At 62.1% G+C, this 23,547-nt stretch carries 25 protein-coding genes and 1 tRNA gene; 15 read left to right on the top strand and 11 right to left on the bottom strand.

What is annotated here, in order from left to right; genetic code table 11:
• Positions 1-151: 151 nt before the first annotated feature.
• Positions 152-1,066 (bottom strand): LysR family transcriptional regulator, encoded by a 915-nt coding sequence (locus RTQ46_RS14850; RefSeq protein WP_312437707.1) that lies wholly within the window; start codon positions 1,064-1,066, stop codon positions 152-154.
• A 103-nt stretch (positions 1,067-1,169) separates the two neighbouring features.
• Here RTQ46_RS14850 and RTQ46_RS14845 point away from each other — a divergent pair, with 103 nt between their 5' ends.
• From RTQ46_RS14845 to RTQ46_RS14825, 5 genes are all read left to right on the top strand, one after another.
• On the top strand, positions 1,170-2,279 hold the full coding sequence (locus RTQ46_RS14845; protein ID WP_312437705.1) for a muconate/chloromuconate family cycloisomerase: 1,110 nt from the start codon (positions 1,170-1,172) through the stop codon (positions 2,277-2,279).
• A 10-nt stretch (positions 2,280-2,289) separates the two neighbouring features.
• Positions 2,290-2,580 carry a muconolactone Delta-isomerase gene (catC, locus tag RTQ46_RS14840; RefSeq protein ID WP_312437703.1) on the top strand — a complete coding sequence of 97 codons (291 nt, stop codon included), beginning with the start codon at positions 2,290-2,292 and terminating at the stop codon, positions 2,578-2,580.
• A 37-nt stretch (positions 2,581-2,617) separates the two neighbouring features.
• Positions 2,618-3,538, top strand: a complete 921-nt coding sequence (catA, locus tag RTQ46_RS14835) for a catechol 1,2-dioxygenase (RefSeq protein ID WP_312437701.1) — start codon at positions 2,618-2,620, stop codon at positions 3,536-3,538.
• A 9-nt stretch (positions 3,539-3,547) separates the two neighbouring features.
• Entirely contained in the window at positions 3,548-4,330 is a 783-nt protein-coding gene (gene pcaD / locus RTQ46_RS14830; protein WP_312437700.1) for a 3-oxoadipate enol-lactonase, read from the top strand.
• Between the two features lie 104 nt (positions 4,331-4,434).
• Positions 4,435-5,823 carry a sodium:solute symporter family protein gene (locus RTQ46_RS14825; RefSeq protein ID WP_312437698.1) on the top strand — a complete coding sequence of 463 codons (1,389 nt, stop codon included), beginning with the start codon at positions 4,435-4,437 and terminating at the stop codon, positions 5,821-5,823.
• A 24-nt stretch (positions 5,824-5,847) separates the two neighbouring features.
• On the opposite strand, the gene RTQ46_RS14820 is transcribed toward RTQ46_RS14825, so the two are convergent.
• Positions 5,848-6,732 carry an AraC family transcriptional regulator gene (locus RTQ46_RS14820; RefSeq protein WP_312437697.1) on the bottom strand — a complete coding sequence of 295 codons (885 nt, stop codon included), beginning with the start codon at positions 6,730-6,732 and terminating at the stop codon, positions 5,848-5,850.
• Between the two features lie 153 nt (positions 6,733-6,885).
• Here RTQ46_RS14820 and RTQ46_RS14815 point away from each other — a divergent pair, with 153 nt between their 5' ends.
• Positions 6,886-7,635 (top strand): glucose 1-dehydrogenase, encoded by a 750-nt coding sequence (locus tag RTQ46_RS14815; protein ID WP_312437696.1) that lies wholly within the window; start codon positions 6,886-6,888, stop codon positions 7,633-7,635.
• The gene (locus RTQ46_RS14810) at positions 7,636-9,021 is read left to right on the top strand and encodes an MFS transporter (RefSeq protein ID WP_312437694.1); all 1,386 of its coding nucleotides are present in this window, start codon (positions 7,636-7,638) and stop codon (positions 9,019-9,021) included.
• A gap of 8 nt (positions 9,022-9,029) precedes the next feature.
• Here the strand turns inward: RTQ46_RS14810 and RTQ46_RS14805 are convergent.
• Positions 9,030-9,106 (bottom strand) — tRNA-Pro (locus tag RTQ46_RS14805).
• Positions 9,107-9,174: 68 nt separating this feature from the next.
• Positions 9,175-11,268, bottom strand: coding sequence for an AsmA family protein (locus RTQ46_RS14800; protein WP_312437692.1), 2,094 nt, complete (start codon positions 11,266-11,268; stop codon positions 9,175-9,177).
• A gap of 135 nt (positions 11,269-11,403) precedes the next feature.
• Here RTQ46_RS14800 and arsC point away from each other — a divergent pair, with 135 nt between their 5' ends.
• Positions 11,404-11,763, top strand: a complete 360-nt coding sequence (gene arsC, locus RTQ46_RS14795) for an arsenate reductase (glutaredoxin) (RefSeq protein ID WP_312437691.1) — start codon at positions 11,404-11,406, stop codon at positions 11,761-11,763.
• 173 nt (positions 11,764-11,936) lie between these two features.
• On the opposite strand, the gene ispB is transcribed toward arsC, so the two are convergent.
• Positions 11,937-12,989, bottom strand: coding sequence for an octaprenyl diphosphate synthase (gene ispB, locus RTQ46_RS14790; RefSeq protein ID WP_409518338.1), 1,053 nt, complete (start codon positions 12,987-12,989; stop codon positions 11,937-11,939).
• 220 nt (positions 12,990-13,209) lie between these two features.
• Here ispB and rplU point away from each other — a divergent pair, with 220 nt between their 5' ends.
• The 5 genes from rplU (at position 13,210) to proB (ending at position 16,616) form a co-directional block, all read left to right on the top strand.
• Positions 13,210-13,521 carry a 50S ribosomal protein L21 gene (gene rplU, locus RTQ46_RS14785; RefSeq protein ID WP_038500602.1) on the top strand — a complete coding sequence of 104 codons (312 nt, stop codon included), beginning with the start codon at positions 13,210-13,212 and terminating at the stop codon, positions 13,519-13,521.
• 40 nt (positions 13,522-13,561) lie between these two features.
• Positions 13,562-13,834, top strand: a complete 273-nt coding sequence (gene rpmA / locus RTQ46_RS14780) for a 50S ribosomal protein L27 (protein ID WP_070219281.1) — start codon at positions 13,562-13,564, stop codon at positions 13,832-13,834.
• A 114-nt stretch (positions 13,835-13,948) separates the two neighbouring features.
• Positions 13,949-15,058, top strand: coding sequence for a GTPase ObgE (gene obgE / locus RTQ46_RS14775; protein WP_308922867.1), 1,110 nt, complete (start codon positions 13,949-13,951; stop codon positions 15,056-15,058).
• Between the two features lie 12 nt (positions 15,059-15,070).
• The gene (locus RTQ46_RS14770) at positions 15,071-15,481 is read left to right on the top strand and encodes a hypothetical protein (protein WP_312437681.1); all 411 of its coding nucleotides are present in this window, start codon (positions 15,071-15,073) and stop codon (positions 15,479-15,481) included.
• Positions 15,482-15,497: 16 nt separating this feature from the next.
• On the top strand, positions 15,498-16,616 hold the full coding sequence (gene proB / locus RTQ46_RS14765; protein ID WP_312437680.1) for a glutamate 5-kinase: 1,119 nt from the start codon (positions 15,498-15,500) through the stop codon (positions 16,614-16,616).
• Between the two features lie 32 nt (positions 16,617-16,648).
• Here proB and nth read toward each other — a convergent pair whose 3' ends face one another.
• Together nth and rsxB are read right to left on the bottom strand one after the other, a co-directional pair.
• Positions 16,649-17,296 (bottom strand): endonuclease III, encoded by a 648-nt coding sequence (nth, locus tag RTQ46_RS14760; protein ID WP_312437679.1) that lies wholly within the window; start codon positions 17,294-17,296, stop codon positions 16,649-16,651.
• Positions 17,293-18,009, bottom strand: a complete 717-nt coding sequence (gene rsxB / locus RTQ46_RS14755) for an electron transport complex subunit RsxB (protein WP_312437678.1) — start codon at positions 18,007-18,009, stop codon at positions 17,293-17,295. The genes nth and rsxB overlap by 4 nt, the downstream gene beginning before the upstream one ends.
• A 244-nt stretch (positions 18,010-18,253) precedes the next feature.
• Between rsxB and RTQ46_RS14750 the strand changes: the two genes are divergently transcribed.
• A complete protein-coding gene (locus tag RTQ46_RS14750; RefSeq protein ID WP_312437676.1) occupies positions 18,254-19,045 on the top strand; it encodes a transporter substrate-binding domain-containing protein in 792 nt (263 codons plus the stop codon).
• Between the two features lie 58 nt (positions 19,046-19,103).
• Here the strand turns inward: RTQ46_RS14750 and RTQ46_RS14745 are convergent, their stop codons facing one another.
• The 4 genes from RTQ46_RS14745 to RTQ46_RS14730 form a co-directional block, all read right to left on the bottom strand.
• Positions 19,104-20,324: a polyhydroxyalkanoate depolymerase gene (locus RTQ46_RS14745; protein ID WP_312437674.1), complete on the bottom strand. Its 1,221-nt coding sequence runs from the start codon at positions 20,322-20,324 to the stop codon at positions 19,104-19,106.
• 232 nt (positions 20,325-20,556) lie between these two features.
• Positions 20,557-20,880: a ferredoxin FdxA gene (fdxA, locus tag RTQ46_RS14740; RefSeq protein ID WP_312437671.1), complete on the bottom strand. Its 324-nt coding sequence runs from the start codon at positions 20,878-20,880 to the stop codon at positions 20,557-20,559.
• Between the two features lie 266 nt (positions 20,881-21,146).
• Positions 21,147-21,449, bottom strand: coding sequence for a protealysin inhibitor emfourin (locus tag RTQ46_RS14735; protein ID WP_312437669.1), 303 nt, complete (start codon positions 21,447-21,449; stop codon positions 21,147-21,149).
• Positions 21,450-21,484: 35 nt separating this feature from the next.
• Positions 21,485-22,897, bottom strand: a complete 1,413-nt coding sequence (locus tag RTQ46_RS14730; protein WP_312437668.1) for a hypothetical protein — start codon at positions 22,895-22,897, stop codon at positions 21,485-21,487.
• A 150-nt stretch (positions 22,898-23,047) separates the two neighbouring features.
• Between RTQ46_RS14730 and RTQ46_RS14725 the strand changes: the two genes are divergently transcribed.
• Positions 23,048-23,332: a polyhydroxyalkanoic acid system family protein gene (locus RTQ46_RS14725; RefSeq protein ID WP_312437666.1), complete on the top strand. Its 285-nt coding sequence runs from the start codon at positions 23,048-23,050 to the stop codon at positions 23,330-23,332.
• Positions 23,333-23,547: the final 215 nt, after the last annotated feature.

Raw genomic sequence — 23,547 nt, 5'->3', positions numbered from 1 at the left:
AAAAATATTTGATCCGACCTTGCACACCGCTTGACGGGGATAACAGTATCTACGGTTGCATGTTCGTCGGCGCATTTAACATGGTGACCATCACCCGTTTTCGTAGGTCGGATTAGGCGCGCAGCGCCGTAATCCGACAACATTGTTGGCGTTACAGCTTTTCCTTCACATGCACAATCCCCTGCTCGTCGTAGATCGCATACACGGCCGCCAGCATATTGGCCAGCTCCGGCGAATGATCCATCTGCCGCACGCTGAACAGGATGGGCGAGAACGCGTGCGTGTCGTCGAGCTTGCGGTACACCACGCTGCGGTGGTGCATGGCCTGCACGCTTTCGGGCACGATGGAGATGCCCTGGCCGGCGGCCACCAGCCCCATCGCAATCTGCAGCTCGCGCACTTCCGTTACGCGCCCCGGCGTGAGATGGCCGGCACTGAACATGGCCAGCACCTGGTCGGCAAAGCTGGGGCGCGGCGCTTTCGGATACACCAGCAGCGTATCGTGCAGCAGCTCTGTCAGGCGTAATCCGCCATCGCTGCCGGCCAGCCGGTGGCCGGGCGGCAGGGCGACGACCAGCCGCTCTTCGCGCAACACGATGCGGCGGATGCTGGCGTCTTCGCCCGTCAGGCGCCCGAAGCCCACGTCGATGCGGCCATCCTTCAGCGCCGCCAGCTGTTCCATGGTCGTCATCTCGTGCAGGCTCACTTCCACCTGGGGATGCAGCTCGCTGTAGCGGTGCACGATATCGGGCAGCTGCCCGTACAGGGTAGAGGCCACGAAGCCGATCGCCAGCGTGCGTTCGAGCTTGCCGATGCGCTGCGTCATCGCTTTCAGGTCGCGCACCTGGTCCAGCAGGGGCCGCGCGTGGGCCAGGAAAAACTCGCCCGCTTCGGTCAGGCGCAAGGGCCGCGAGCCCTTTTCGATCAGTTCCACTCCCAGCGTTTCTTCCAGCTGCTGCATCTGCCGCGACAGCGGCGGCTGGGCGATATGCAGGCGCGCGGCGGCGCGCGTGAAATTCTTTTCTTCAGCTACCGCGACGAAGTAGCGCAAATGCCGCAATTCCATCTTTGATACCTTTCAGGTATGGATTCCATACCAACTCGGTGTTGGACATGGTGCCGGCACAGGCATATCGTGTGCTGACTCCCTGGAATTATACGGAATAAATATGATTCAAAATATCGAGACCTTCCTGGTCGATGTGCCGACCATCCGCCCGCACAAGCTGTCGGTGGCCACCATGAACACGCAGACGCTGGTGCTGGTCAGGCTGACCTGCAGCGACGGCATCGTCGGCTGGGGCGAGGCGACCACCATTGGCGGCCTGGCCTACGGCGAGGAAAGCCCGGACAGCATCAAGACCAATATCGACACGCATATCGCGCCGCTGCTGCTGGGCATGCAGGCGAGCCAGGTGGCGCGCGCGATGGCAAAGCTCCGCAAGGCGATCCAGGGCAACCGCTTTGCCAAGTGCGCGATCGAGACGGCCCTGCTGGACGCACAGGCGCGCCGGCTGAACGTGCCGTTGTCCGAGTTGCTGGGCGGGCGCGTGCGCGACGAACTGCCGGTAGCCTGGACCCTCGCCAGCGGCAATACGGCCAGGGATATCGCCGAAGCGGAGCAGATGCTGGAACTGCGCCGCCACCGCATCTTCAAGCTGAAGATCGGTTTGCGCGATGTGATGGACGACGTGGCCCATGTATTGGAAATCAAGCGGGCGCTGGGCGAGCGGGCCAGCGTGCGCGTCGATGTCAACCAGGCCTGGAGCGAGATGGACGCCGTGCGCGGCATCGCCGCACTGGAAGCGGGTGGCGTCGACCTGATCGAACAGCCCGTCAAGGCGGGCAACCACGGCGCCCTGGCGCGCCTGAAACAGCGCTTCGACGTGGCCATCATGGCCGATGAAGCGCTGCATGGTCCCGACGATGCGCTGGCGCTGGCGCGGCTCGACGCGGCCGATGTGTATGCCGTGAAAATCACCCAGTCCGGCGGCCTGCTGCCGGCGCTGGAAGTGGCCACCGTGGCGCGCCTGGCCGGCGTCGGGCTGTATGGCGGCACCATGCTAGAAGGCGGCATCGGTACCGCCGCCACGGCCCATGTGTGTTCCACCTTCGCCGAACTGGCCTGGGGAACGGAACTGTTCGGCCCCTTGCTGCTGACGCAGGAGCTGCTGCGCGAGCCGCTGGTCTACCGCGACTTCATGCTGCAGGTGCCGACCGGCCCGGGCCTGGGCGTGGAGATCGATACCGACAAGCTGCAGGCCATGCGGCGCAAATAAGGAGAGACCGATGTTATTCCATGTACGCATGAACGTAAACCTGCCGCAAACGATGCCCGAAGCACAGGCGGCGCAACTGAAGCTGACCGAAAAGGAACTGGCGCAGCGATTGCAGCAGGAAGGCAAGTGGCGCCATCTTTGGCGCATCGCCGGCCAGTACGCCAATATCAGCGTGTTCGACGTGGAGAGCGTGGACGAGCTGCACAATCTGCTGACGTCGCTGCCGCTGTTTCCCTACATGCAGATCGATGTGATGCCGCTGTGCCGCCATCCCTCGTCGATCCGCGATAACGATTTCTGACACCGCAGCACCTGCAAACTACAGAAGGAGACATGCAATGAATCATGCCGAAATCGATACCCTCGTCAAGAAGTGGATCGTGGAAGCGGCCGACAAGCCGGCCAACCCGCGCGTGCAGCAGGTGGTGGTACGCCTGCTGGGCGACCTGTGCAAGACGATCGAAGACCTGGACCTGACGCCGAATGAAGTATGGAGCGGCATCTCGTATATGGCAGCCGCAGGCGCCGCGAATGAACTGGGACTGCTGGCTGCCGGCACGGGACTCGAACACTTCCTCGACCTGCGCGCCGACGAAGCGGAAGCCCGTGCCGGCCTGACAGGCGCCACGCCGCGCACCATCGAAGGCCCGCTGTACGTGGCCGGCGCACCGGAAAGCGTCGGCTTTGCGCGCCTGGATGACGGCACCGAAAGCGAGCGCGCCGAAGTGCTGCTGATGCAGGGCACCGTGTTCGACGCCGACGGCCAGCCGGCAGCCGGTGCCCAGGTGGAAGTCTGGCATGCGAACCTGATGGGCAACTACTCGTTCTTCGACCCGGCGCAGAGCCATTTCAACCTGCGCCGCACCATCATCGCCGACGAACAGGGCTGCTACCAGTTCCGCAGCATCCTGCCGGTCGGCTACGGCTGCCCGCCGGACGGCACCACGCAGCAGTTATTGAACCTGCTGGGCCGCCATGGCCAGCGCCCGGCGCATATCCACTTCTTCATCAGCGCTGAAGGCCACCGCAAGCTGACCACGCAGATCAATATCGATGGCGATGATTATCTGTGGGACGACTTCGCGTTTGCCACGCGCGACGGCCTGGTGCCGCCGATCACGCGCGTCGCCGACCCGGCCCGACTCGATGCGCTGCAACTGGACCAGCCGTACGCCTCGATCGATTTCCATTTTCATCTGAGCCGCGACAGCGCCGCGCTGCCGACGGCACAGGTCGAGCGTCCGCGCGCCACCGCTTGAGGAGCACATATGCCACAGCCCTTGATCATCGACGGCACGCGCCTGCATTTCCGCACCGATGGCGACCCCGCGCACCCCTGCCTGGTGCTGTGCAATTCGCTGGGCACGGACTTGTCCATGTGGGGCGCGCAGGCCGACGCGCTGGCGTCCAGCCTGTTTGTCGTGCGTGTTGACACGCGTGGCCATGGCCAGTCCGGCACCGGCGATGCACCGTTCGGCATCGACCGGCTGGGACGCGATGTGATCGCGCTGCTGGACCACCTGCAGGTCGAACGTGCGGCCGTCTGCGGCGTCTCGATGGGCGGGCTGGTGGGGCAGTGGCTGGGCATTCACCATCCGCAACGCCTGACAAAGCTGGTGCTGGCCAATACGGCGGCGCGCATCGGCAGCGCCGAGGGCTGGCAGGCGCGCGCCGCGCTGGTGCGCAGCGAGGGCATGGATGCGGTAGCCGACGGCGCGGCCGCGCGCTGGTTTACGCCAGCGTTCATCGAACGCGAGGCGGCCACCGTGGCGCGCATGGTCGACAGGCTGCGCGCGCAAAATGCCCTCGGCTACGCCGCCTGCTGCGAAGCGCTGGCGCAGGCCGACTTGCGCGCCGGGGTGGCGGCCATCACGGTGCCGACGCTGGTGATCGCCGGCGAGCACGATCCCGTCACCACCGTGGACGATGGCCGCTGGCTGCAGCAGCAGATCGCCGGCGCCAGCCTGGCCGCCGTGGCCGCCTCGCATATCTCGAACGTCGAACAGCCGCAACAATTCACCGCGCTGTTGCACGCATTCCTATTGCAGTAATCAGCTTTGCCCCCGAGTACCGATGACGGCTGGTCCGCCATCGCGGGGGACGCTTTTTTTAACGTTCTTAAAACAATAATAAAGCAGCACACTGGAGCAGAAGCATGGAAAACAGACTGATCATTATCGGTGCGGTCGTGGTGGCGTATTTCGCCCTCATGAGCTACATCACTTACAGCGTGCGCAAGCATGCCAACAGCAGCGAAGGTATGACCGCCGGCGGACGCAATTATCCCGCCTACCTGATCGGCGCGCTGCTGCTGTCGGAATTCATCGGCAGCTCGGTCAGCATCGGAACCGCCCAGAAGGGCTATGAGCTGGGCATTTCGGCAGCATGGAATCTGGTGGCGCTGGCGCTGGGATTCTTGCTGCTGGCGATCGTACTGGTCAAAAAATACAAGGAAAGCGGGCAATCGACGATTTCCGGCATCCTGGCACAGACTTACGGGGAACCGGTGCGCTATGCCGCCTCGATACTGACCATCGTGGCGCTGGGCATCGTTGCTGTCGCACTGTATGCCAGCGGCGGGGCCGTGCTGGCGGCGGTGCTGCACATCAACAAGACCGTGGCGATCCTGCTGGTGGGCGCCATCACCGTCATTTATGTCAGCCTGGGCGGCATGCGCTCCGTCGTGTACACCAATTTCGCCCATTCCATCGTCAAATACCTGGGCGTGATCCTGGCGCTTGCGTATGCGCTGGAAGCGTCGGGCGGCATCGGCGTATTGCAGGCACAGCTGCCGGCCATGATGTTCAACTGGACCGCGATCGGCTGGGGCCAGATCGTCGCCTGGATGATCGGCGGCATCGGCTCCATCTTCGCCACGCAATATGTGATCCAGGCGCTGGTCAGCACCGACAATCCGGCCGTCGCCAGGCGCGCCTGCTATTACGTCTCGTCGCTGATGATTCCGTTCGGCCTGATGGCCGCGCTGATCGGCATGTGCAGCGCCGTACTGTACCCGGGCATGAAGTCGATCGACGCTTTCCCGACCCTGATTGCCCACATGCCGGCCTTTTCGGCCAGCGTGATGATCGTCGGCCTGGCTGGCGCGCTGTTCGGCGGCATCTCGGCCACCACGCTGGCGTCCGCCACGCTGGCCATGAAGGATTTTTATGATCCCTGGTTCAACAAGGCAAAAAATGACGCGAAGTCGCTGATGTTCCTGCGTATCGCCATCGTGCTGGCGGGCCTGCTGCCGCTGGTGCTGGCGCTGTATGCCGAAAAACTGCTGATGATCGCCTTCCTCGGCAAGGCCCTGCGCGCCACCCTGGCCGTGCTGGTACTGATGGCGTTTTATGCGCCGAAATTCGGCACGCCGCGTGGCGCCCTGTACGGCGTGATCCTGTCGGTGCTGGCCACCATCGCCTGGTTCCTGGCAGGCAATCCCTATGGTGTCGACAGTTCCTACCTGGCGCTGGCCGGTCCGCTGCTGACCATGGGCATCAGCCATCTGTTCAAGCCGTCGGCGCCCGCAAAGGTGCTGCAGTAGGGCGCGCGAACGGTCTTGCCCCGTTCATGGCTGAATGGCCGGGGTCTTGAAACGCGCCACGTCGCGCAGCGGCGGCATGCCGAACATGCGCGCATATTCGCGGCTAAATTGCGACGCACTTTCATAGCCGACAGAGAATGCCACCGAGGCGGCGTCGTGCGGTTCGAACAGCAACTGCCGGCGTGCTTTCAACAGGCGCAGCCGTTTCTGGTACTGGATCGGCGTCATCGCGGTGACCGCCTTGAAGTGGCGATAGAACGCGGCCACGCTCATGCCTGCCTTTGACGCCAGCGGCTCGACATGGAACGGTTCGGTGAAGTGTGTGCGGATCCAGTCGATCGCGCGCCGTACCTGCGACAGATGGCTGTCGGCGCGGGCGATCTGTCGCAGCATATTGCCGTGCGGACCTTGCAGCGCGCGGAACAGGATCTCGCGCTCGATCATCGGCGCCAGCAGCGCCGCTTCCTGCGGGCGATCGACCAGGCGCATCATGCGCAGCCAGGCGTCGATCAGCTCCGGCGTGGCGGCGGTGACGGAAAACGCCGAGGCTCCCTGCGCCAGGCGCGTGTCGCACAGGTCGCTCAGCAGGGTGGAAATGACGGCCGCATCAAGCGTCAGGCTGAGCGCCAGGTAAGGGCTGTCGGGGTGGTCGCGGCGCTCGGTACATACCTGGGCGATCACGGGCAACTCGACGGGAATCACGAAATACGTGGCCGGCTCGAAGTGCAATATCTCGTCACCGATGGAGAGCATCTTGTTGCCCTGCAAAACCAAATGCAGCGTGGGCTCATACACCTGGTCCGAACACGCTTCGGCGCGCACCATCGCCACGCGCGGCAGCCCGGTGGGCGTCCATTTGTTTTCGGCGCGCATCACGATGGCGCGCAATTCGTCGATTGCCTTGTTCATGCCGTTCAATATAGCAGCGTTTCCGGACCAGAAAACGCCTTGAGAAGATTGGGCAAGGATCAGCGAGTAACCGGCATGGGGTTTGCGGCTGCTGCCCCTAACATGATTCCTGTCAACGAAGCCATCCGGCTTGGACCATTGAAAGGAATTCACATGAAATTATCAGGAAAACTCGCCGTCGTGACCGGCGCATCGAGCGGCATCGGCGCGGGCATCGCGAAAGCGCTGGGCGCCGAGGGCGCGACCGTGATCGTCAACTATGCCACCAGCCAAAGCGGCGCCGATGCGGTGGTTGCTGCCATCAAGGCTGCTGGCGGCAAGGCGATAGCGGTGCAGGCGGACATGAGCAAGTCGGCCGACGTGGCGCGGCTGTTCGAGACGGTCAAGGCGCATGGCAAGCTCGATATACTGGTCAATAACGCGGGCCTGGCCGTGTTCGAGATGGTGGCCGACCTGACGGAAGAAGCGTTCCACAAGCAGTTCAACGTCAACGTGCTTGGCTACTTCCTGGCGATCCGCGAAGCGCTCAAGCATTTTGGCGACACTGGCGGCAGCATCATCAATATCAGCTCCATCCTCAGTACCGATCCGTATCTTGCTTCGAGCGTGTATGCCGCCACCAAGGGCGCGGTCGACACGATGACGTTTGCGCTGGCGCGCGAACTCGGTCCGCGCGGCATCCGCGTCAACTCCATCCTGCCCGGCCATACCAACACACCGGCCACCGACGGCAATTTTGCCGGCGAACTCGGCGTCAAGCTGCTGGCCGGCACGCCGCTGGGACGCTTTGGCGAGCCGGAAGATATTGCACCGGTGGCAGTGTTCCTGGCATCAAGCGACGCGCATTGGGTCACCGGCGAATCGCTGCGCGCGGCGGGTGGCGTACGCGGCGTCGGCTATTGAATGAGCAGCGTGACGCTGGGACGCGTGGCTTCCGCTTCGAGGCGCCGCGCGCTCGCCCTGGCAATCGTGCTGGCCGCGCAATGCATGTTCGCGATGGACCTGCTGATCGTCGTCGTCGCATTGCCGCGCATACAGCACGATCTCGGCTTCAATCCGGCGTCGCTGAGCTGGGTGCTCAATGCATTTGGCCTGGCGTTCGGCGGCTTGCTGCTGCTCGGCGGCAGGCTGGGCGACATGCTGGGGCAGGTACGCGCGTTTCGCATCGGCCTGGCGGTGTTCGTGTTCGGGTCGCTGCTGGGCGGACTGGCGCAGACGCCGGGCCTGTTGATCGCCGCGCGCGTATTGCAAGGGGCGGGCGCGGCGCTCGCTGGCCCCAGCGTGCTGGCGCTGGTGATAGTGATGGCGCGCAACGCTGCCGAGCAGGCGCGCGGCATGTCGCTGTTTATCGCGGTGTCGTCGGTCGGCGCCTCGGCCGGACTGATACTGGGTGGCGTGCTGACCGAATACCTGTCCTGGCGCTGGGCGCTGCTGATCAATGTGCCGGTCGGCATCATCGTATTGCTGACGATAGGCCGGCTGATAGCCGAAACCGTTCCGAAGCCGGCACGGCTCGATGTGGTGGGTGCGGTGAGCGCCACGCTCGCTTCGGTGGCGCTGGTGTACGGCTTTGTCAGCGCGGCCGACCATGGCTGGAGCGCAGCCGGCACCTTGCTGTCGTTTGCGCTGGTGCTGCCGATGCTGGTCCTGTTTATCCGGGTGCAACGGCGCCACCGCGAACCGCTGCTGGATCTGCACCTGTTGCGCGACCGCTCGCGCACCGGTGGCCTGCTCGTAATGGCCTTGATCGTCGGCATGCATTTTTCGCTGCTGTTCATGCTGGTGCAGTATCTGCAGCGCATCATGGGCTATACGCCGCTGATGGCCGGCTTCGCCTACCTGCCGCTGACCGCCACGGTGTTCGCCATCAGCCATGTCGTGCCGCGCCTGATCGTGCGCTTCGGCGCGCGCGTGCTGCTTGCGACGGGCAGCGTGCTGGTCGCCGCCAGCCTGGCGGGCTTTGCCTTGCTGGGCAGTGACGCAAGCTATTTTCCAGCCGTATTGCTGCCCCTGCTGATCCATGCGGTGGGGATCGCGCTGGTCTTTGCGCCAGGCACGGTCGCCATCATGCACGGCGTGCCGGATGAGCATGCGGGCGCAGCGTCTGGACTGCTGCAGATGGACCAGCAGATCGGCGGCGCGCTCGGCATTGCCGTGATCACATCGATCCATATGCTCACTGGCGTGCCTGGACAGTATGCGGCAGGGTTGCCCGCCGCGTTTGGTGCAGGCGCGGCGATTGCACTGGTGGCGGCCGGAATAGCGTGGGGGGCGGTACGGGGCAGGTGAGGTGAAGCTGGTCGGGGTGGGAGGATTCGAACCTCCGGCCTCTGCGTCCCGAACGCAGCGCTCTACCAGGCTGAGCCACACCCCGTCACCTGCCTTGTTTATTACAGCAGGTGACGGGGCGGGTTTCAAGCGGCTGGATCAAGCCAGGCGCGATTACTTCTTCTCCTGTTGCGCCTTCTTGATGTCCGCTTCCGTCACTTTTTTCGCTGGTGCATTGGTGGCTGGCGACTTCGGTGCCTTGCGAACGGCCTTGGCTTCTGCCATCACGGCGGCGCAGTCCGTGTCGGGAGCGCGGTCGACGTTGATCAAAGGCAGGATCGCGGCGACCGGGGCGACCACGGTGGCCAGGGCCACGGCGGCGCCAGCTTTCAGGGCCAGCGGGCCTTTTTGCGGGCCGACTTTCGGTTCCTTGAAAGTGCCTTTGGCGTACAGCGGCGTGCGCAGCGAGAAGACGCGGGCGCCCTTGGTTTTCGGACGGATGTCGAGATCCAGCGTTTCGCTGGCCAGGCTGACATTGCCGGCCACGTTGACCACCGCGCTGTCCGTGTCGAGCACGAAGCGGCGCACGTCGGCCACGCCATTCTTGACATTGAAATCGCTGGCCAGGCAGTTCAACTGCACCTGCTTGTCGCCGAACACTTTCACGAACACGGCGTTTGCCAGGTTCAGGCCGGCCAGTTCCAGGATGAACTGGCTGACCGAGCCTTCGCTGACGGTGGCCGCCAGTTCGCCGTTGGCGCTGGCCAGCATCGACGAGACCGAATTGCCGTGGCCGGTCAGGGCCGCGTCGGCATAGACCTCGCCGAAGCTGGCCTGCATCGATTGCAGTTTCGGGAACAGTTCGCGGATCTTCAGGTGGCGCGCCGCCACCTTGGCTTGCGCGGCGATGGTTTTCTGGCGGCCGTCGAGCGTGATATTCGAGGTGATGTCGCCGCCGGCCATGCCGAAGTTCAGCGGCGTCAGGCTCAGCACTTTATCCTTCATGTGGATTTCCGCGACGATATCGTTGAACGGAATATCGTGCGTGCGTACCAATTTCTTGCCCGTGAATTTTACGTCGGCATCGAGCGCATCCCACTTGGCCGTATTGAACTGTTCCACCGGCAAGGCCTTGTCGGCGGGCTGGTTCGCGACCTTGCCGCGTGCCTGTTTCTTGGCGTTGCTTTCCGCGCCGATGGTCGGCCCCAGGTCTTCCAGGCGCAGTTGCTGCGAGGTCAGTTCGCCGCGCAGCAGCGGGCGCGGTTTGCGCGGCAGGTACTGCAGCGTGCCGGCCAGGTCGCTCTGGCCCACCTTGCCCTTGAATTTTTCATAGGTCCAGTTCCAGATCTCGCCCTCTTTCTTGCCCAGCAGGCGGCCCTTGGTGGCGTACTCCGGTGTTTCAGGCAGCAGCACGCCCGTCAACGGATACAGGTCGGCCATGCTGGCGCCGGCCAGGCTCAGTTGCAGGTCGATGCCGGACAGCGAGCGCGGATCGGTCAGGGTGCCGTCGATGCTGGCCTTGTTCTTGCCCAGCACGGCATTGGCCTGGATCGGATAAACGGTATGCTCGCCGGTCAGCGACAGCACGGCGCCGGCCTTGCCGCCACCGGTAACGGGCGCCTTCCGGTAGGTGCCGCCCAGGGTAAAGGCGATGCCGAATTTTTCCACCTTGTCGCCCGCCGGCGCGTCGTTCGGCGTGGCGTCCGGCGCGGTCGAGCTGACCTTGGCGTTCATGTCCAGATCGATGGCCTGGTCCAGGTAGCGGATGGTGCCGGCGGCGAACGCCATGCGCTGGATTTCCACATCCCATTCCGACGGACCGTTATCTTTCAGGGTCCAGCTGTTGCTGCCGTCGGCGCGGCGCTGCAGCGCGATCTGCGGCGCGTCGAGCGCCAGGTCGGTCAGCACCACGCGGTGATCGAGCAGCGGCAGCAGGTGGGTCGAGACGACGATGCGTTTGGCGCTGGCCATCTGCGGGCCGGCCGTGGCCCAATCCGGATTGCTCATGCGTACATCGTTGGCGGTAATGGTCGGGCGCGGCACGTAGCGGCGCCAGCCGGCTTCGGTTTTCAGGCCCTGGTGGAATTTCACGTCCAGGTCGCCGCCGATGACGAATTCGCGGCCTGTGCTTTCCGAAACCTTGCGGTTGATGTACGGACGGGCGCGGTTCCAGTCGAACGTCAGGATGAAGATGATGACCAGAATGATCAGCGCCAGCAGGGTGGCCAGGGTCCAGCCGAATATTTTCAAAGGTTTTGAGCGTGCCATGGGATCCCTATCATGATGATTTTTAAATCAATGTAGAGAAATCGCTCATACTGGTCGGTGCGGTAGGTTACGTAAGTAGGCGTGGCGGACAGCGCAAGCATTTTATAATTGCACCCATTCAATCTTGGAGCAGCCATGAGCGTCACGATCTACCACAACACCGCCTGCGGCACCTCGCGCACCACCTTGCAGCTGATCCGCGATGCAGGCATCGAACCGGTCATTGTTGACTATGTGAAGCAGCCGCCGACGCGTGCCGAGTTGATCGACTTGATCGCGCGCGCTGGCCTGAGCGTACGGGCTGCCATGCGCGACAAGGGCGCGCTGTACGATGAGCTGGGGCTGGCTGATGCTGCCTTGAGCGACGAGGCGCTGCTGGACGCCATGCAGGCCCAGCCGATATTGATCAACCGTCCGTTTGTGGTGACGGAGCTGGGCGTGCGCCTGTGCCGTCCCGCAGATAAGGTATCGGAAATATTGCCCATTAGTTCGTAGGTCGGATTAGCGGTGCGGCCGAGGCCGCAGGGCGTAATCCGACACCACCACGGTCAGCGCCAACAATGTTGTCGGATTACGCGCGAAGCGCTCATCCGACCTACTTTGCTACATGACGGACACAATAAAAAACGGCGCCATCGGCGCCGTTCTCAATAATGCCAGAGTCTCAATCAGTGATTGCGATCCACGGCAAACGAGCACAGTTGCAGCAGGGATTGCTTGTAGACACTGTCCGGCCAGCCGGCAATCGCGTCGGCGGCGCGCTGGCCGGCGATTTCCGCCTGCTGGCGCGTGTAGTCGAGCGCGCCGCTGCTGGTGACCGCTGCCAGGATGGTGTCGAAATGCTGTTCGTCGCCTTGCTCGATGCAGCTGCGCACCAGCTCGCGCTGTTCCGGCGTACCATTCTCCATCAGATAGATCAATGGCAGGGTAGGTTTGCCTTCACGCAAGTCGTCGCCCACGTTCTTGCCGATTTCGGCGGCGTCGCCTGCATAATCGAGCACGTCGTCGATCAGCTGGAAGGCGGTACCGAGCGAGCGGCCGTATTCGGCAGCCGCTTCGATATCGGCTTCGCTGGCGCCGGCGATCAATGCACCCAGTTGCGCCGAGGCTTCAAACAGCTTGGCCGTCTTCGAGCGGATCACGTTCAGGTAGCTGTCCTGCGTCACGTCCGGATCGTGCATGTTCAGTAACTGCAGCACTTCGCCTTCGGCGATCACGTTGGTGGCGTCCGACAGGATCTTCATCACGCGCATATTGTCCAGCGAGACCATCAGCTGGAACGAACGCGAATGCAGGAAGTCGCCCACCAGCACCGAGGCGGCATTGCCGAACAGCGCATTGGCGGTCTGGCGGCCGCGGCGCATCGACGATTCATCGACCACGTCGTCGTGCAGCAGGGTCGCGGTATGGATGAATTCGACCACGGCGGCCAGCTCATGATGCTGCGTGCCGCGGTAGGCATGCGCATTGGCGACCAGCAAGATCAGTACCGGGCGGATGCGTTTGCCGCCTGCGCTGATGATGTATTCCGCGATCTGATTGATCAGAATGACATCGGAATGCAGTTTTTGGCGAATCACCGTGTTGACTGCGTCCATGTCGGCGGCAATCGTTTGCACGATGGTGTTTTGGTTAACGTGTTTGTTAGCGTCAGACAAGGCGAACCTGCAATAGATTGTGGGTGCGGCGATTATACGACATGGCATGCCAGCGCGTGCCATTTGACTATGGCAACAGAACAATTGATTGACTTCGCGGCAATGCCGGCGCCACCCTGACATCGTGTCCAGGTTGCCGACATACCACGATCATGAGGCTTTGTGAATAGTTTTTGACGCGTTTTCTCAGTCCGTGTATAATCGCTGGTTCCCCCTGTTGTGTACGGCTTGCTTTGCGTGGCAGTGGGACAAATTCTTTCAACATTTGATGAGGTTTCAAATCATGTACGCGGTCATAAAAACCGGTGGCAAACAATACAAAGTTGTCGCTGGCGAAAAACTTAAAGTAGAACAGATACCGGCAGACATTGGTTCCGAAATCACCATCGATCAAGTTCTCGCAGTAGGCGCGGGCGACACCATTAAATTTGGTGCGCCATTGGTCGAAGGTGCAACGGTACTGGTTACGGTTGTGGCGCATGGTCGCCATGATAAGGTCAAAATTTTCAAGATGCGTCGTCGTAAGCACTACCAGAAGCATCAGGGCCATCGCCAGAATTTTACCGAAATCCAAATCGTTTCGATCAACGGCTAATTGCCGCTGTTTGAATTAATCAGCTATCAAGGAGTCTTAAATGGCACACAAAAAAGGCGGCGGCACAACGCGAAACGGCCGTGATTCAGAATCAAAACGTCTGGGCGTCAAAGTCTACGGCGGCCAAGCTATCAATGCTGGCGGCATCATCATTCGTCAACGCGGCACCCCGGTGCGCGCTGGCGAAGGCGTAGGCATGGGCAAGGACCACACTCTGTTCGCGTTGATCGCTGGCAAAGTGAAGTTCGTTGTCAAAGGTGCTGGCTCGAAGCAATTCGTGACCGTTGTACCAAACGAAGCAGTACCAGCGTAAATGCAGCCTGGGGCGCCTTGCGCTCCGCTGACACACGCATGATGTAAGGCGCAAGCCTTCAATCGAAAGGCTCTGCCCAAGGTAGAGCCTTTTTAGTTTTATGGCGGCAAAATTATGAAGTTTATCGACGAAGCAAAAATCGAAGTCATCGCGGGCGATGGCGGCAACGGCTGTGCCTCTTTCTGCCGTGAAAAATTCAGGCCTTTTGGCGGCCCCGATGGCGGCGATGGCGGAAAGGGCGGCACCATCTGGGCAGTCGCCGACCGCAATATCAACACGCTCGTCGATTTCCGCTTTTCCAAAATGCACAAGGCGCGCAATGGCGAGCCTGGCCGCGGCGCCGATTGCTACGGCAAGGGCGCTGACGATATTCACCTGCGCATGCCGGTCGGCACCCTGATCGTCGACCATGCCAGCGGTGAGATCCTGGCCGACCTGACCGAACACGGTCAAATTGAAATGCTGGCCAAGGGCGGCGAAGGCGGATGGGGCAATATCCACTTCAAGTCCTCGACCAACCGCGCGCCGCGCCAGAAGGGCGAGGGCAAGGAAGGCGAACGCCGCGAACTGCGCCTGGAACTGAAAGTGCTGGCCGACGTCGGCCTGCTGGGCATGCCGAATGCCGGCAAGTCGACTTTCATTTCGGCCGTCTCGAACGCGCGCCCGAAAATTGCCGATTACCCATTTACCACCCTGCACCCGAACCTGGGCGTGGTGCGCGTGTCGCACGAGAAGAGCTTTGTGATCGCCGATATTCCCGGCTTGATCGAAGGCGCTTCCGAAGGCGCGGGCCTGGGCCACCAGTTCCTGCGCCACCTGCAGCGCACCGGCCTGCTGCTGCACATCGTCGACCTGGCGCCGTTCGAGACCAACGTCGATCCGGTCAAGGAAGCCAAGGCGCTGGTCAAGGAACTGAAAAAGTACGACGAGTCGCTGGTCGACAAGCCGCGCTGGCTGGTGCTGAACAAGCTCGACATGGTGCCGGAAGAAGATCGCAAGAAACTGGTGAAGGACTTCCTCAAGCGTTTCGCCTGGAAGGGTCCCGTATTCGAGATCTCCGCGCTGAACCACCAGGGTTGCCCGGAACTGGTCAATGCGATTTACCAGCATCTGGAAGAGAAGAAACACAGCGAAAGCCGTGCCGAAGAAACGCAGATGACCGAAGAAGCACGCGGCATCTCGTCGATCGACCCGGACGATCCGCGTTTCAAGATCCTGGACTAAGGTTTTATCCTGATGCCGGTACTGGCGGCAGTTGCCACGCCCGCGCGCAAGCTGGCGTGGCAGCGACGCATCCTGCAGCTGATCGCGGCGGTCTATGGGCTGGCCGTGTTCGCCTGCCTGCTGTTCGCCGACGAGATGGCGGCCGGCATGGGCATCTTTCTCAATGGCGTGAATGGCTACAGCCAGTTCTACGCCAGTCATGTCGGCCTCTGGGGCGCTACCGCGCTCCTGGCGCTGTTCGCGGCACGGCAGGGCGAACCGCCCGTCCTCGGCGATATCACTGCATTGTTGGTCCTGGCGCAAGTCGCCGGCCGCCTGTTCGCGGCCATCGGCGTCGGCATGCCCCAGGGTTTTGTGTTGTGCATGTGCGCGATGGAACTGACGGCGGGGCTGGCATTGTTGCTGCTGCGTCCGGCGCGCTGACCGATAAGACTCTTCCATGAATTCCGTGATTCAAAAAGCTACCCGCATCATCATCAAGGTCGGCTCCTCGCTGGTCACCAACGACGGCCGCGGTCTCGACCACGCCGCCATCGCGCGCTGGGCCGCGCAGATCGCCGGCTTGCGCGCACTGGGCAAGGAAGTGGTGCTGGTCAGCTCGGGCGCCATCGCCGAAGGCATGCTGCGCCTCGGTTTCGAGCGCCGCCCCACCGACATCCATGAATTGCAGGCCTGCGCCGCCGTCGGCCAGATGGGTCTGGCGCAAATCTACGAAAGCAGTTTCCGCGCGCACAGCCTGGGCACGGCGCAAGTGCTGCTGACACATGCCGACCTGGCCGACCGCGAGCGCTACCTGAACGCCCGCTCGACCCTGACGACGTTGCTGCGTCTGGGCGTGGTGCCGATCATCAATGAAAACGACACGGTGGTCACCGACGAGATCAAGTTCGGCGACAACGATACGCTCGGTGCGCTGGTGGCCAATCTGATCGAAGCCGATGCGCTGGTGATCCTGACCGACCAGCACGGCCTGTTTTCGGCCGATCCGCGCAAGGATCCGAACGCCAGCCTGATCACGCAGGGCGTGGCCGGCGATCCGGCCCTGGAGGCGATGGCCGGCGGCGCTGGCAGCAGCCTGGGCCGCGGCGGCATGCTGACCAAGATCCTGGCCGCCAAGCGCGCTGCCAAGTCAGGCGCGCACACCATTATCGCCTGGGGCCGCGACAGCGACGTGCTGAGCCGCCTGGCGCAGGGCGAAGCGATCGGCACCGAACTGCGCGCGCAGACGGGCCAATTGACGGCGCGCAAGCAATGGATGGCCGATCATCTGCAGACGGCCGGCGCGGTGGTGCTCGATGCGGGCGCCGTGCAAAAGCTGAAACTGGAAGGCAAGTCATTGCTGCCGATCGGCGTGACGGCGGTACAGGGCGAGTTCGGCCGCGGCGCCGTGATCACCTGCCTCGATGACGCCGGCGTGCCGGTGGCGCGCGGCCTGTGCAATTACACCAGCGGCGAAGCGCGCCGCATCCTGCGCAAACCATCCGCCGAGATCGAAGCGATCCTCGGCTTCATGGAAGGCCATGAGCTGATCCACCGCGACAATATGGTATTGCTATAATGTGCGAAGCGGCCCTGATGGGCCGCTTTTTTTCAGGTCAGGGACGGCATCGGTGTCTTGTCCTTGTATTCGCACAAGTCGGCAATCATGCAGTTCCAGCACTGTGGCTTGCGCGCAATGCAGGTGTAGCGACCGTGCAGTATCAGCCAATGATGGGCATCGAGCAAGAAATCTTTTGGTACGAATTTGAGCAATTTTTGCTCCACGATCTCGACATTCTTGCCCGGTGCGATACCGGTGCGGTTCGAGACGCGGAAGATATGCGTGTCGACCGCGATCGTCGGTTCGCCGAAGGCCGTATTCATCACCACATTGGCCGTCTTGCGGCCCACGCCGGGCAAGGCTTCCAGCGAGGCGCGGTCGCGCGGCACCTCGCCGCCATGCTGGTCCAGCAAGATCTGGCAGGTGGCCAGCACGTTTTTCGCCTTGGTGCGGAACAGGCCGATGGTGCGGATGTAGCTGGTCAGCTCGTCCAGGCCCAGCGCCAGCATCGCAGCCGGCGTATTGGCGACCGGATACAGCAGGCGCGTGGCCTTGTTGACCGACACGTCGGTGGCTTGCGCCGACAGCAGCACGGCGATCAGGAGCTCGAACGGTGTCGTATATTCAAGTTCGGTTTTCGGGGAGGGATTGGCGGCGCGAAAGCGCGTAAAAATTTCCAGGCGTTTGGCGGCGTTCATGCGTCTTTTTCCGGAGTGTCAGGGCCTGGCGCTGCGCTGGCGGCGGCCGCTTTGGCGCGCGCCCGTTCCATGGCGGCGGCGATAATGGCGCGCTTGCGTTCCTTTTCGGCCAGCTCGGCGGCATTGCCCGGGACTTCCTGCGTCAATTCCTGCATCTTCGAGACGGCCTTGGCGGCCAGCCGCGCCTCGTTTTCCTCGGCCTCGCGGCGCAGCCTGCCGGTGCGCAAGTCGTGGCGCGCGCGCGCCTCATCGGCTTCGATCTGGCTCCAGGCGTCCCAGCCGGTCGCCTCGCCGCTGACCGGATACATGACGATGCAGTCGACCGGGCAGGGCGCCACGCACAGGTCGCAGCCAGTGCACAGGCTGGTCACGACCGTGTGCATCTGCTTGGCGGCCCCAGTGATCGCATCGACCGGGCAGGCCTGGATGCACAGGGTACAGCCGATGCACAGCGCTTCATCGATATAGGCGACGGAGCGGGGACGTTCAAAGCCGTTGACGGGATTGAGCGGGATGACTTTCTTGCCCAACAAGTTCGCCAGCATGGCGATGCCTTGCGCGCCACCGGGCGGACACTGGTTGATGTCGGCGCCGCCTGCGGCAATCGCCTCGGCATATGGGCGGCAGCCGCTGTAGCCGCACTTCGTGCATTGCGTCTGCGGCAGCAAATCTTCGATCTGGTCGGCGAGAGAGGGGGGAGCTGGGTGCGGCACGGTCTTCTTCAATACGCTAAAACGATATTATCGGCCATCTGGCCCGCGCACAAGTAAAAAACCTGTCTGGCAGGAGGGATAGCTGCGGGCTTCCTGTATTGCATTTCCAACAGGAATCAATAACTTCCAATAAACAACTTTGAAAACTTGCTGTTGTATGGGAGGATAATTCATCGGTAAAAATCGACCGCAGGCCCTGGCGTAACGATAGGATCAACCAATGCATTTCCTCCGGACAGTTGCTTTGTCCACCTGTTTGCTTGTCATTTCCGCGCCAGGCGGCGTGCTGTCCAGTGCACAGGCGCAGGAGGCGTCGGCCGCACGCATCGTGCGCTTTGCCACCGATGACTGGCCGCCGTTCGTGTCGCGCAAGCTGCCGGCCGACGGCATGTCGGCTGCCATGGTCAGCACGGTATTCGAACGCCTGGGCTACCAGGTCAAATACGAGTATTTCCCCTGGAAGCGCACCATGCAGTTTGGCCTCAGCAGTCCCCGCTATGCCGGCTTCATGGCGGTCTGGCGTACGCCCGAACGTGAAAAGCTCTGCCATTTCTCCGTGCCTATTGGCAACACGTTAACCGTGCTGGCCTATCTGAAGGAGGATGGACCACCGGGCGCGAGTCTGCAGGAACTGGGCAGGCTGCGCATCGGCACCGTGGCCGGCTATTCGAATGGCGAGCAGTTCGATGCCATGGCCGCACGTGGCGAGCTGAGCACGGAAGAAGGCCTGAACGACGCCACCAACCTGAAAAAACTGCTGATCCGGCGCTACCGGGTGATCGTCATCGAGCGCCATGTGCTGCAGCATCTGCTGATGGGGTCGGAATTTTCCAGGGCCGAACGCGACCGCATCGCCTTCGTCGATACTGCCTTCAAGGAGCGTCCCGTGCATGTCTGCTTCAAGCGCGACGCCGAGGGCGCGCTGCAACAGAAGCGCTTTAACGAGGCCGCGCGCGAGGTCGATATGGCCAGGCTGGAACGCGATTACTGGAAACGCCTGGACCAGGCCCTGGCCAGCGCGCCTGCTGCGCCGTAAGCATGAAAAAACGGCACGCCTGCTTGCGCCGGCGTGCCGTTGTCATAAGACTGGCGGATCAGGAATGCTTCTGGATGAATTCGCCGATTTTCGGGCAGATGATTTCGCGCCAGCGGCGGCCCGAAAAAATGCCGTAGTGGCCGCATTTCGGCGCCACGAAGTCCTGCTGCATCTCGGCCGGAATGCCGCTGCACAGGTCATGCGCGGCTTGCGTCTGGCCGGCGCCGGAAATGTCGTCGAGTTCGCCTTCGACGGTAAACAAGGCAACGTTGGTGATGTCCTGCGGCCGCACCAGCTGGCCGCCCACTTCCCACGTGCCCATCGGCAGCTTGAATTCCTGGAATACTGTTTTGATCGTTTCCAGGTAGTACTCGGCCGGCATGTCGAGCACCGCGTTGTACTCGTTGTAGAACTGGCGATGGCCTTCCGCCGGTTCGTCGTCGCCCGTCACCAGGTGCATGTAGAACTCGCGGTGGCTCTGTGCGTGGCGGCCCGGATTCATGGCGATAAAGCCGGCGTGCTGCAGGAAGCCCGGATAGACCTTGCGGCCAAAGCCCGGGTAGTTCGGCGGCACCGCGTAGATGACGGTATTTTCAAACCACGAGAATTTCTTTTCCGTCGCCAGGTTGTTGACCTGCGTGGGCGAGCGGCGCGGATCGATCGGGCCGCCCATCATGGTCATGGTTTTCGGCATGTGCGGATCGTTGGCGGTGGCCATCAGCGAGATGGCGGCCAGCACCGGCACGGTTGGCTGACAGACCGAGATCACGTGCAGGTCCGGCGCCAGCAGGCGGATGAATTCCTGCACATAATAAATATAGTCATCGAGGTGGAACGGGCCTGCGGCCAGCGGCACCATGCGCGCGTCGGTCCAGTCGGTGATGTAGACGTCGTGTTCGGCCAGCAGACCGCGCACGGTATCGCGCAGCAGGGTCGAGTGGTGGCCGGACAGGGGGGCAACCAGCAGCACTTTTGGCTGCTGCAAACCTTCGGTCTCTTTTTTGAAGTGAATCAGGCGACAAAATGGTTTTGTCACGACAACGTGTTCGAGGATGTCGACGCTCTCGCCCTTGACGAGCACGGATTGGATGTCAAACTGGGGTTTTTCGTAGTCTTTGCCAAGGCGGTACATCAGCTCGTAGCCGGCTGCGATGCGTTGCGAAAACGGGGTGTGGGCCAGAGGGGAAACCGGGTTGGTAAATAACTTGGAGGACATGTCTGCCCATTGCATCACCGGAGTGAGGAAAGAGCGTTGCAGTTCGTGCAGTTGGTAAAGCATATAGAGTCCTTGTGTAATTCCAAGCGCCATGCGGCTCAAATATCATAATCCAATTCTATGATGTTTGTTGAGGGCAAAATGTGCTTTACCGCGCATAGGGCCACGCTTTGCGGCATGTGTGGCATTTCTGTCGGCATTCCCGCCACAACCGCGTGGACAGTCAGGCAACCATGTTTCAAACATAAAAAAAGCAGCGTTTCCGCTGCTTTTCGGTCCTGCCTGCTACGTGCTGTTACTTGACCAGCAGGTGCAGCTTGTCCTTGACGTCCTTCATTTGCTCGGCTTCCGGCAAGGCAGGCTTGGTCTTGGTGATCGACGGCCAGTTACGGGCCAGGTCGACGTTGATCTTGATGAAGGCCTGCTGGTCGCCTGGTACATCTTCTTCCGCGAAAATCGCGTTCACCGGGCACTCTGCCACGCACACTGCGCAGTCAATACATTCGTCCGGATCGATCGCCAGGAAATTCGGGCCTTCCCGGAAACAATCTACCGGGCAGACATCGACGCAATCGGTGTAACGACAGGCGACGCAGGATTCGGTGACAACGTGGGTCATAACAGTCCTATCAAATGGGGAGGTGCTGTAGCGCCTGCAGGAACATCAATGGCGCGTACTAAAGCAAAGCACCGTATTTTAAGGCAATTCGCTATTTCTCACAAATCCGCTTTATATACAATACGTATAAGCAAATTCATTTTTTGCCGGCACCACGCTCTATGGGGGAAGGGTAGTCATGTCCGCAGACCTGGCCGGCAACGATGGGCAAAAAAACCACACCCATTGTGCCTGCACTTTATGAAGGTCAATGATTGCCGTGAATGTCAGGCGCTGGCGCGGATCTTCGCCACCAGGGGTTGCCAGCGTGCCGCGTGCGCGCCGCCATCGTCGGCAAAGGTCAGCGTGCGGCGCGCATCGGGCGCGTCGACGGTGATGCGCCACTGCGGGATATCGGCGCCCACCGGTGCGTCGTCGCCCGCGGCGGCGTCGCCCGGCTCCTGGCTGAAAAAGCCGCAGCCAGCCAGCGCCGCTTCGAGTGCGTGGCCGGCCGGATGGGCCTCGGTGTCGATCTCGTAGTGCTCGCGCAGGCCGGCAAAGCCGCCGCTGCTGGTTGCCGAAATTTTCATGGGGTTCCCTATGGTTGATGGATGGGGCTGCCTGCTCAGTCGTGACGGGGAGCGTAGTCGCGGCACCAGGCCGCCAGCGCTTCGCGCTCTGCATCGAAGAGCTGGTCCGATTCGCTGTACTCGGCGTGGTTCATGGTACCGCAGCAGGCGCGGCGGTCCTGCACGGCGTCCTCGTCATCCACCGCATCGGCCGCCCATGCCGGCGCGCCATCCCCTTCGCCGTGGCCGTCAGCTTGTGTGCGCAGCACCTCGCGCACGATGAAGCTGTTGCGGATGAACTCCAGATACGCCGTTCTGCCATCGGCCTGGGCCAGCGCCAGCATGTGATTGGCCACGTCGGCATAGGTGGCCGCACGGGCAGGTGCGGCCAGCAGCGCGCGCAGCACCAGGCTGCACAGGTAGTCGCCGCAGCGCAGCAGCACCGCCGCGTCGTCTTCCAGCTGCGGACTGCGTTCATGGTCGAAGATGTCGGCCAGGATGTCGTAGATGGCGCCCGTAAACACTTGCGAGATGGCATGCACTTCCGTGCCGGCCTGCGACAGCTTGATGTCGTTGTCGGCATTGCGCAAGCCATTGGGCCGGCCCAGGGCCAGTCCGAACTGCTCGGCCATGTCGGCCAGAAAGGTCTTGTCGTGCAGGTCGGCCTTGGTCTGTGCGATCACCGCTTCGACCTGGTCCAGCTGGGACAGCGCCAGGAAGATGGCAGTCAGGTCGCCGAACGACTCGTGCAGGCCGCCCGTTTGCGGCGGATTGTTGCTGAGTAGCCAGTTCGGTTTCAGCCCGTCAAGGATGGCGTGTCCCGTTTCATGGGCCACGATATCGAGCGAGCGGCAGGTGTAGACGCGTTCGGTGGCGCCGCTGGGGATGAAGTCGCCGAATTTCAGGGCCTGGTCGCTGCGGCTGTAATAGGCGTTCATGACATTGGGCAAGCCATGCGGATAGACGCGCAGTGGTTTGGTGTTGCTGGCGCTGTTCCATTGCCATGGCAGTGGCGCCGCCGTGCCGTCGACGGCCAGCGCGCGCTGGAACATGGTCAGCGTCATGCGCACGATGGCAAAGGTGTGCACGGCGTCGAACTGGTCGGTATTGGGCGAGACGATGAAGTCGCCAAACGCGTTCGGGCTGACTTGCGCGATGCCCGGCTCGCCAAAGGTAATGCGCGCATCGCGCGGACCTTGCACGATCAGGCCCGGCAGGAAAGCCTTGCGCGTGCCCAGTTCGCTGACGGACGGGTCCTGTTTCCATATCAGCACGCGCGAACCGACGGGGATGGCGGCCGTCTTGCGCGCCGGTGCGCTGCTCAGGCGCGGCGTGCCTGGCTGCAAGGTCAGCTGCGCATGCTTGCGGTGCTCGCGATACGGCGCCGAGGGGGTGGGGACATAGCCGACCGGCAGCGCGACGCATTTGGTGAGCACGGCTTCGACGGGCACGATGACTTTCTGGTCCATGATGGTTCTCCACGACGGGACGACTGAAACTGAAATAGTCGGCCTGTGTCGGTGGTGCTGGTTTGACGCGGCGCAAATGGGTGAGGGAAATCGGCGGCTGGTATCATGGCAGCTAGTGCAACACCCGTTTTGATGAAAAGGAAGGTTTTGATGGCGGATATAAATATAGTTCAGCAACATAAGCTGACAGCGGAAAAAGCCCGCGCGGCGGCACAGCAGGTGGCCGACAAGCTGGCCCAGGAATATGACCTGGCCTGCGCCTGGGATGGCGATGTGCTGCGCTTCGAGCGCAGCGGCGTGGACGGTTCGCTGACGCTGGAGAAGGACCAGGCCCAGCTGAACCTGAAGCTGGGCTTCATGCTCAGCGCGTTTGCGCCCATGATCGAAAGCAAGATCGCCGACAAGATGCGCAAGGTATTTACCGAGCCGGCATAAGCGTTCGCCGAGCGCTTGCTCGACGTCGTTTTTAGTGGTAAGGACAGCATAGTCATTGCCCGGCGGACAGTCTTCTGGCCGCCAGTTTTACCCGCATTTCCCTGCGACTTTAAGCCGCTTATGTGTGCTGGCGAACATTGCTAGCATATTTCAATTTGGAAAGCTATTGGACTTTTGCATCTTTTTGCGTTATACTTGACGCATATTTACAACAG

Source organism: Janthinobacterium sp. (genome assembly GCF_031995485.1).
Taxonomy (GTDB): Bacteria; Pseudomonadota; Gammaproteobacteria; order Burkholderiales; family Burkholderiaceae_D; genus Janthinobacterium.
This window is presented reverse-complemented; position numbering and strand designations above follow the sequence as displayed.

Bases quoted from the DNA above. Each gene is read 5' to 3' on its own strand.
- RTQ46_RS14850 (WP_312437707.1), bottom strand. From the start codon at position 1,066: ATGGAATTGCGGCATTTGCGCTACTTCGTCGCGGTAGCTGAAGAAAAG.
- RTQ46_RS14845 (WP_312437705.1), top strand. From the start codon at position 1,170: ATGATTCAAAATATCGAGACCTTCCTGGTCGATGTGCCGACCATCCGC.
- catC (WP_312437703.1), top strand. From the start codon at position 2,290: ATGTTATTCCATGTACGCATGAACGTAAACCTGCCGCAAACGATGCCC.
- catA (WP_312437701.1), top strand. From the start codon at position 2,618: ATGAATCATGCCGAAATCGATACCCTCGTCAAGAAGTGGATCGTGGAA.
- pcaD (WP_312437700.1), top strand. From the start codon at position 3,548: ATGCCACAGCCCTTGATCATCGACGGCACGCGCCTGCATTTCCGCACC.
- RTQ46_RS14825 (WP_312437698.1), top strand. From the start codon at position 4,435: ATGGAAAACAGACTGATCATTATCGGTGCGGTCGTGGTGGCGTATTTC.
- RTQ46_RS14820 (WP_312437697.1), bottom strand. From the start codon at position 6,732: ATGAACAAGGCAATCGACGAATTGCGCGCCATCGTGATGCGCGCCGAA.
- RTQ46_RS14815 (WP_312437696.1), top strand. From the start codon at position 6,886: ATGAAATTATCAGGAAAACTCGCCGTCGTGACCGGCGCATCGAGCGGC.
- RTQ46_RS14810 (WP_312437694.1), top strand. From the start codon at position 7,636: ATGAGCAGCGTGACGCTGGGACGCGTGGCTTCCGCTTCGAGGCGCCGC.
- RTQ46_RS14800 (WP_312437692.1), bottom strand. From the start codon at position 11,268: ATGGCACGCTCAAAACCTTTGAAAATATTCGGCTGGACCCTGGCCACC.
- arsC (WP_312437691.1), top strand. From the start codon at position 11,404: ATGAGCGTCACGATCTACCACAACACCGCCTGCGGCACCTCGCGCACC.
- ispB (WP_409518338.1), bottom strand. From the start codon at position 12,989: ATGGCACGCGCTGGCATGCCATGTCGTATAATCGCCGCACCCACAATC.
- rplU (WP_038500602.1), top strand. From the start codon at position 13,210: ATGTACGCGGTCATAAAAACCGGTGGCAAACAATACAAAGTTGTCGCT.
- rpmA (WP_070219281.1), top strand. From the start codon at position 13,562: ATGGCACACAAAAAAGGCGGCGGCACAACGCGAAACGGCCGTGATTCA.
- obgE (WP_308922867.1), top strand. From the start codon at position 13,949: ATGAAGTTTATCGACGAAGCAAAAATCGAAGTCATCGCGGGCGATGGC.
- RTQ46_RS14770 (WP_312437681.1), top strand. From the start codon at position 15,071: ATGCCGGTACTGGCGGCAGTTGCCACGCCCGCGCGCAAGCTGGCGTGG.
- proB (WP_312437680.1), top strand. From the start codon at position 15,498: ATGAATTCCGTGATTCAAAAAGCTACCCGCATCATCATCAAGGTCGGC.
- nth (WP_312437679.1), bottom strand. From the start codon at position 17,296: ATGAACGCCGCCAAACGCCTGGAAATTTTTACGCGCTTTCGCGCCGCC.
- RTQ46_RS14745 (WP_312437674.1), bottom strand. From the start codon at position 20,324: ATGCTTTACCAACTGCACGAACTGCAACGCTCTTTCCTCACTCCGGTG.
- fdxA (WP_312437671.1), bottom strand. From the start codon at position 20,880: ATGACCCACGTTGTCACCGAATCCTGCGTCGCCTGTCGTTACACCGAT.
- RTQ46_RS14735 (WP_312437669.1), bottom strand. From the start codon at position 21,449: ATGAAAATTTCGGCAACCAGCAGCGGCGGCTTTGCCGGCCTGCGCGAG.
- RTQ46_RS14730 (WP_312437668.1), bottom strand. From the start codon at position 22,897: ATGGACCAGAAAGTCATCGTGCCCGTCGAAGCCGTGCTCACCAAATGC.
- RTQ46_RS14725 (WP_312437666.1), top strand. From the start codon at position 23,048: ATGGCGGATATAAATATAGTTCAGCAACATAAGCTGACAGCGGAAAAA.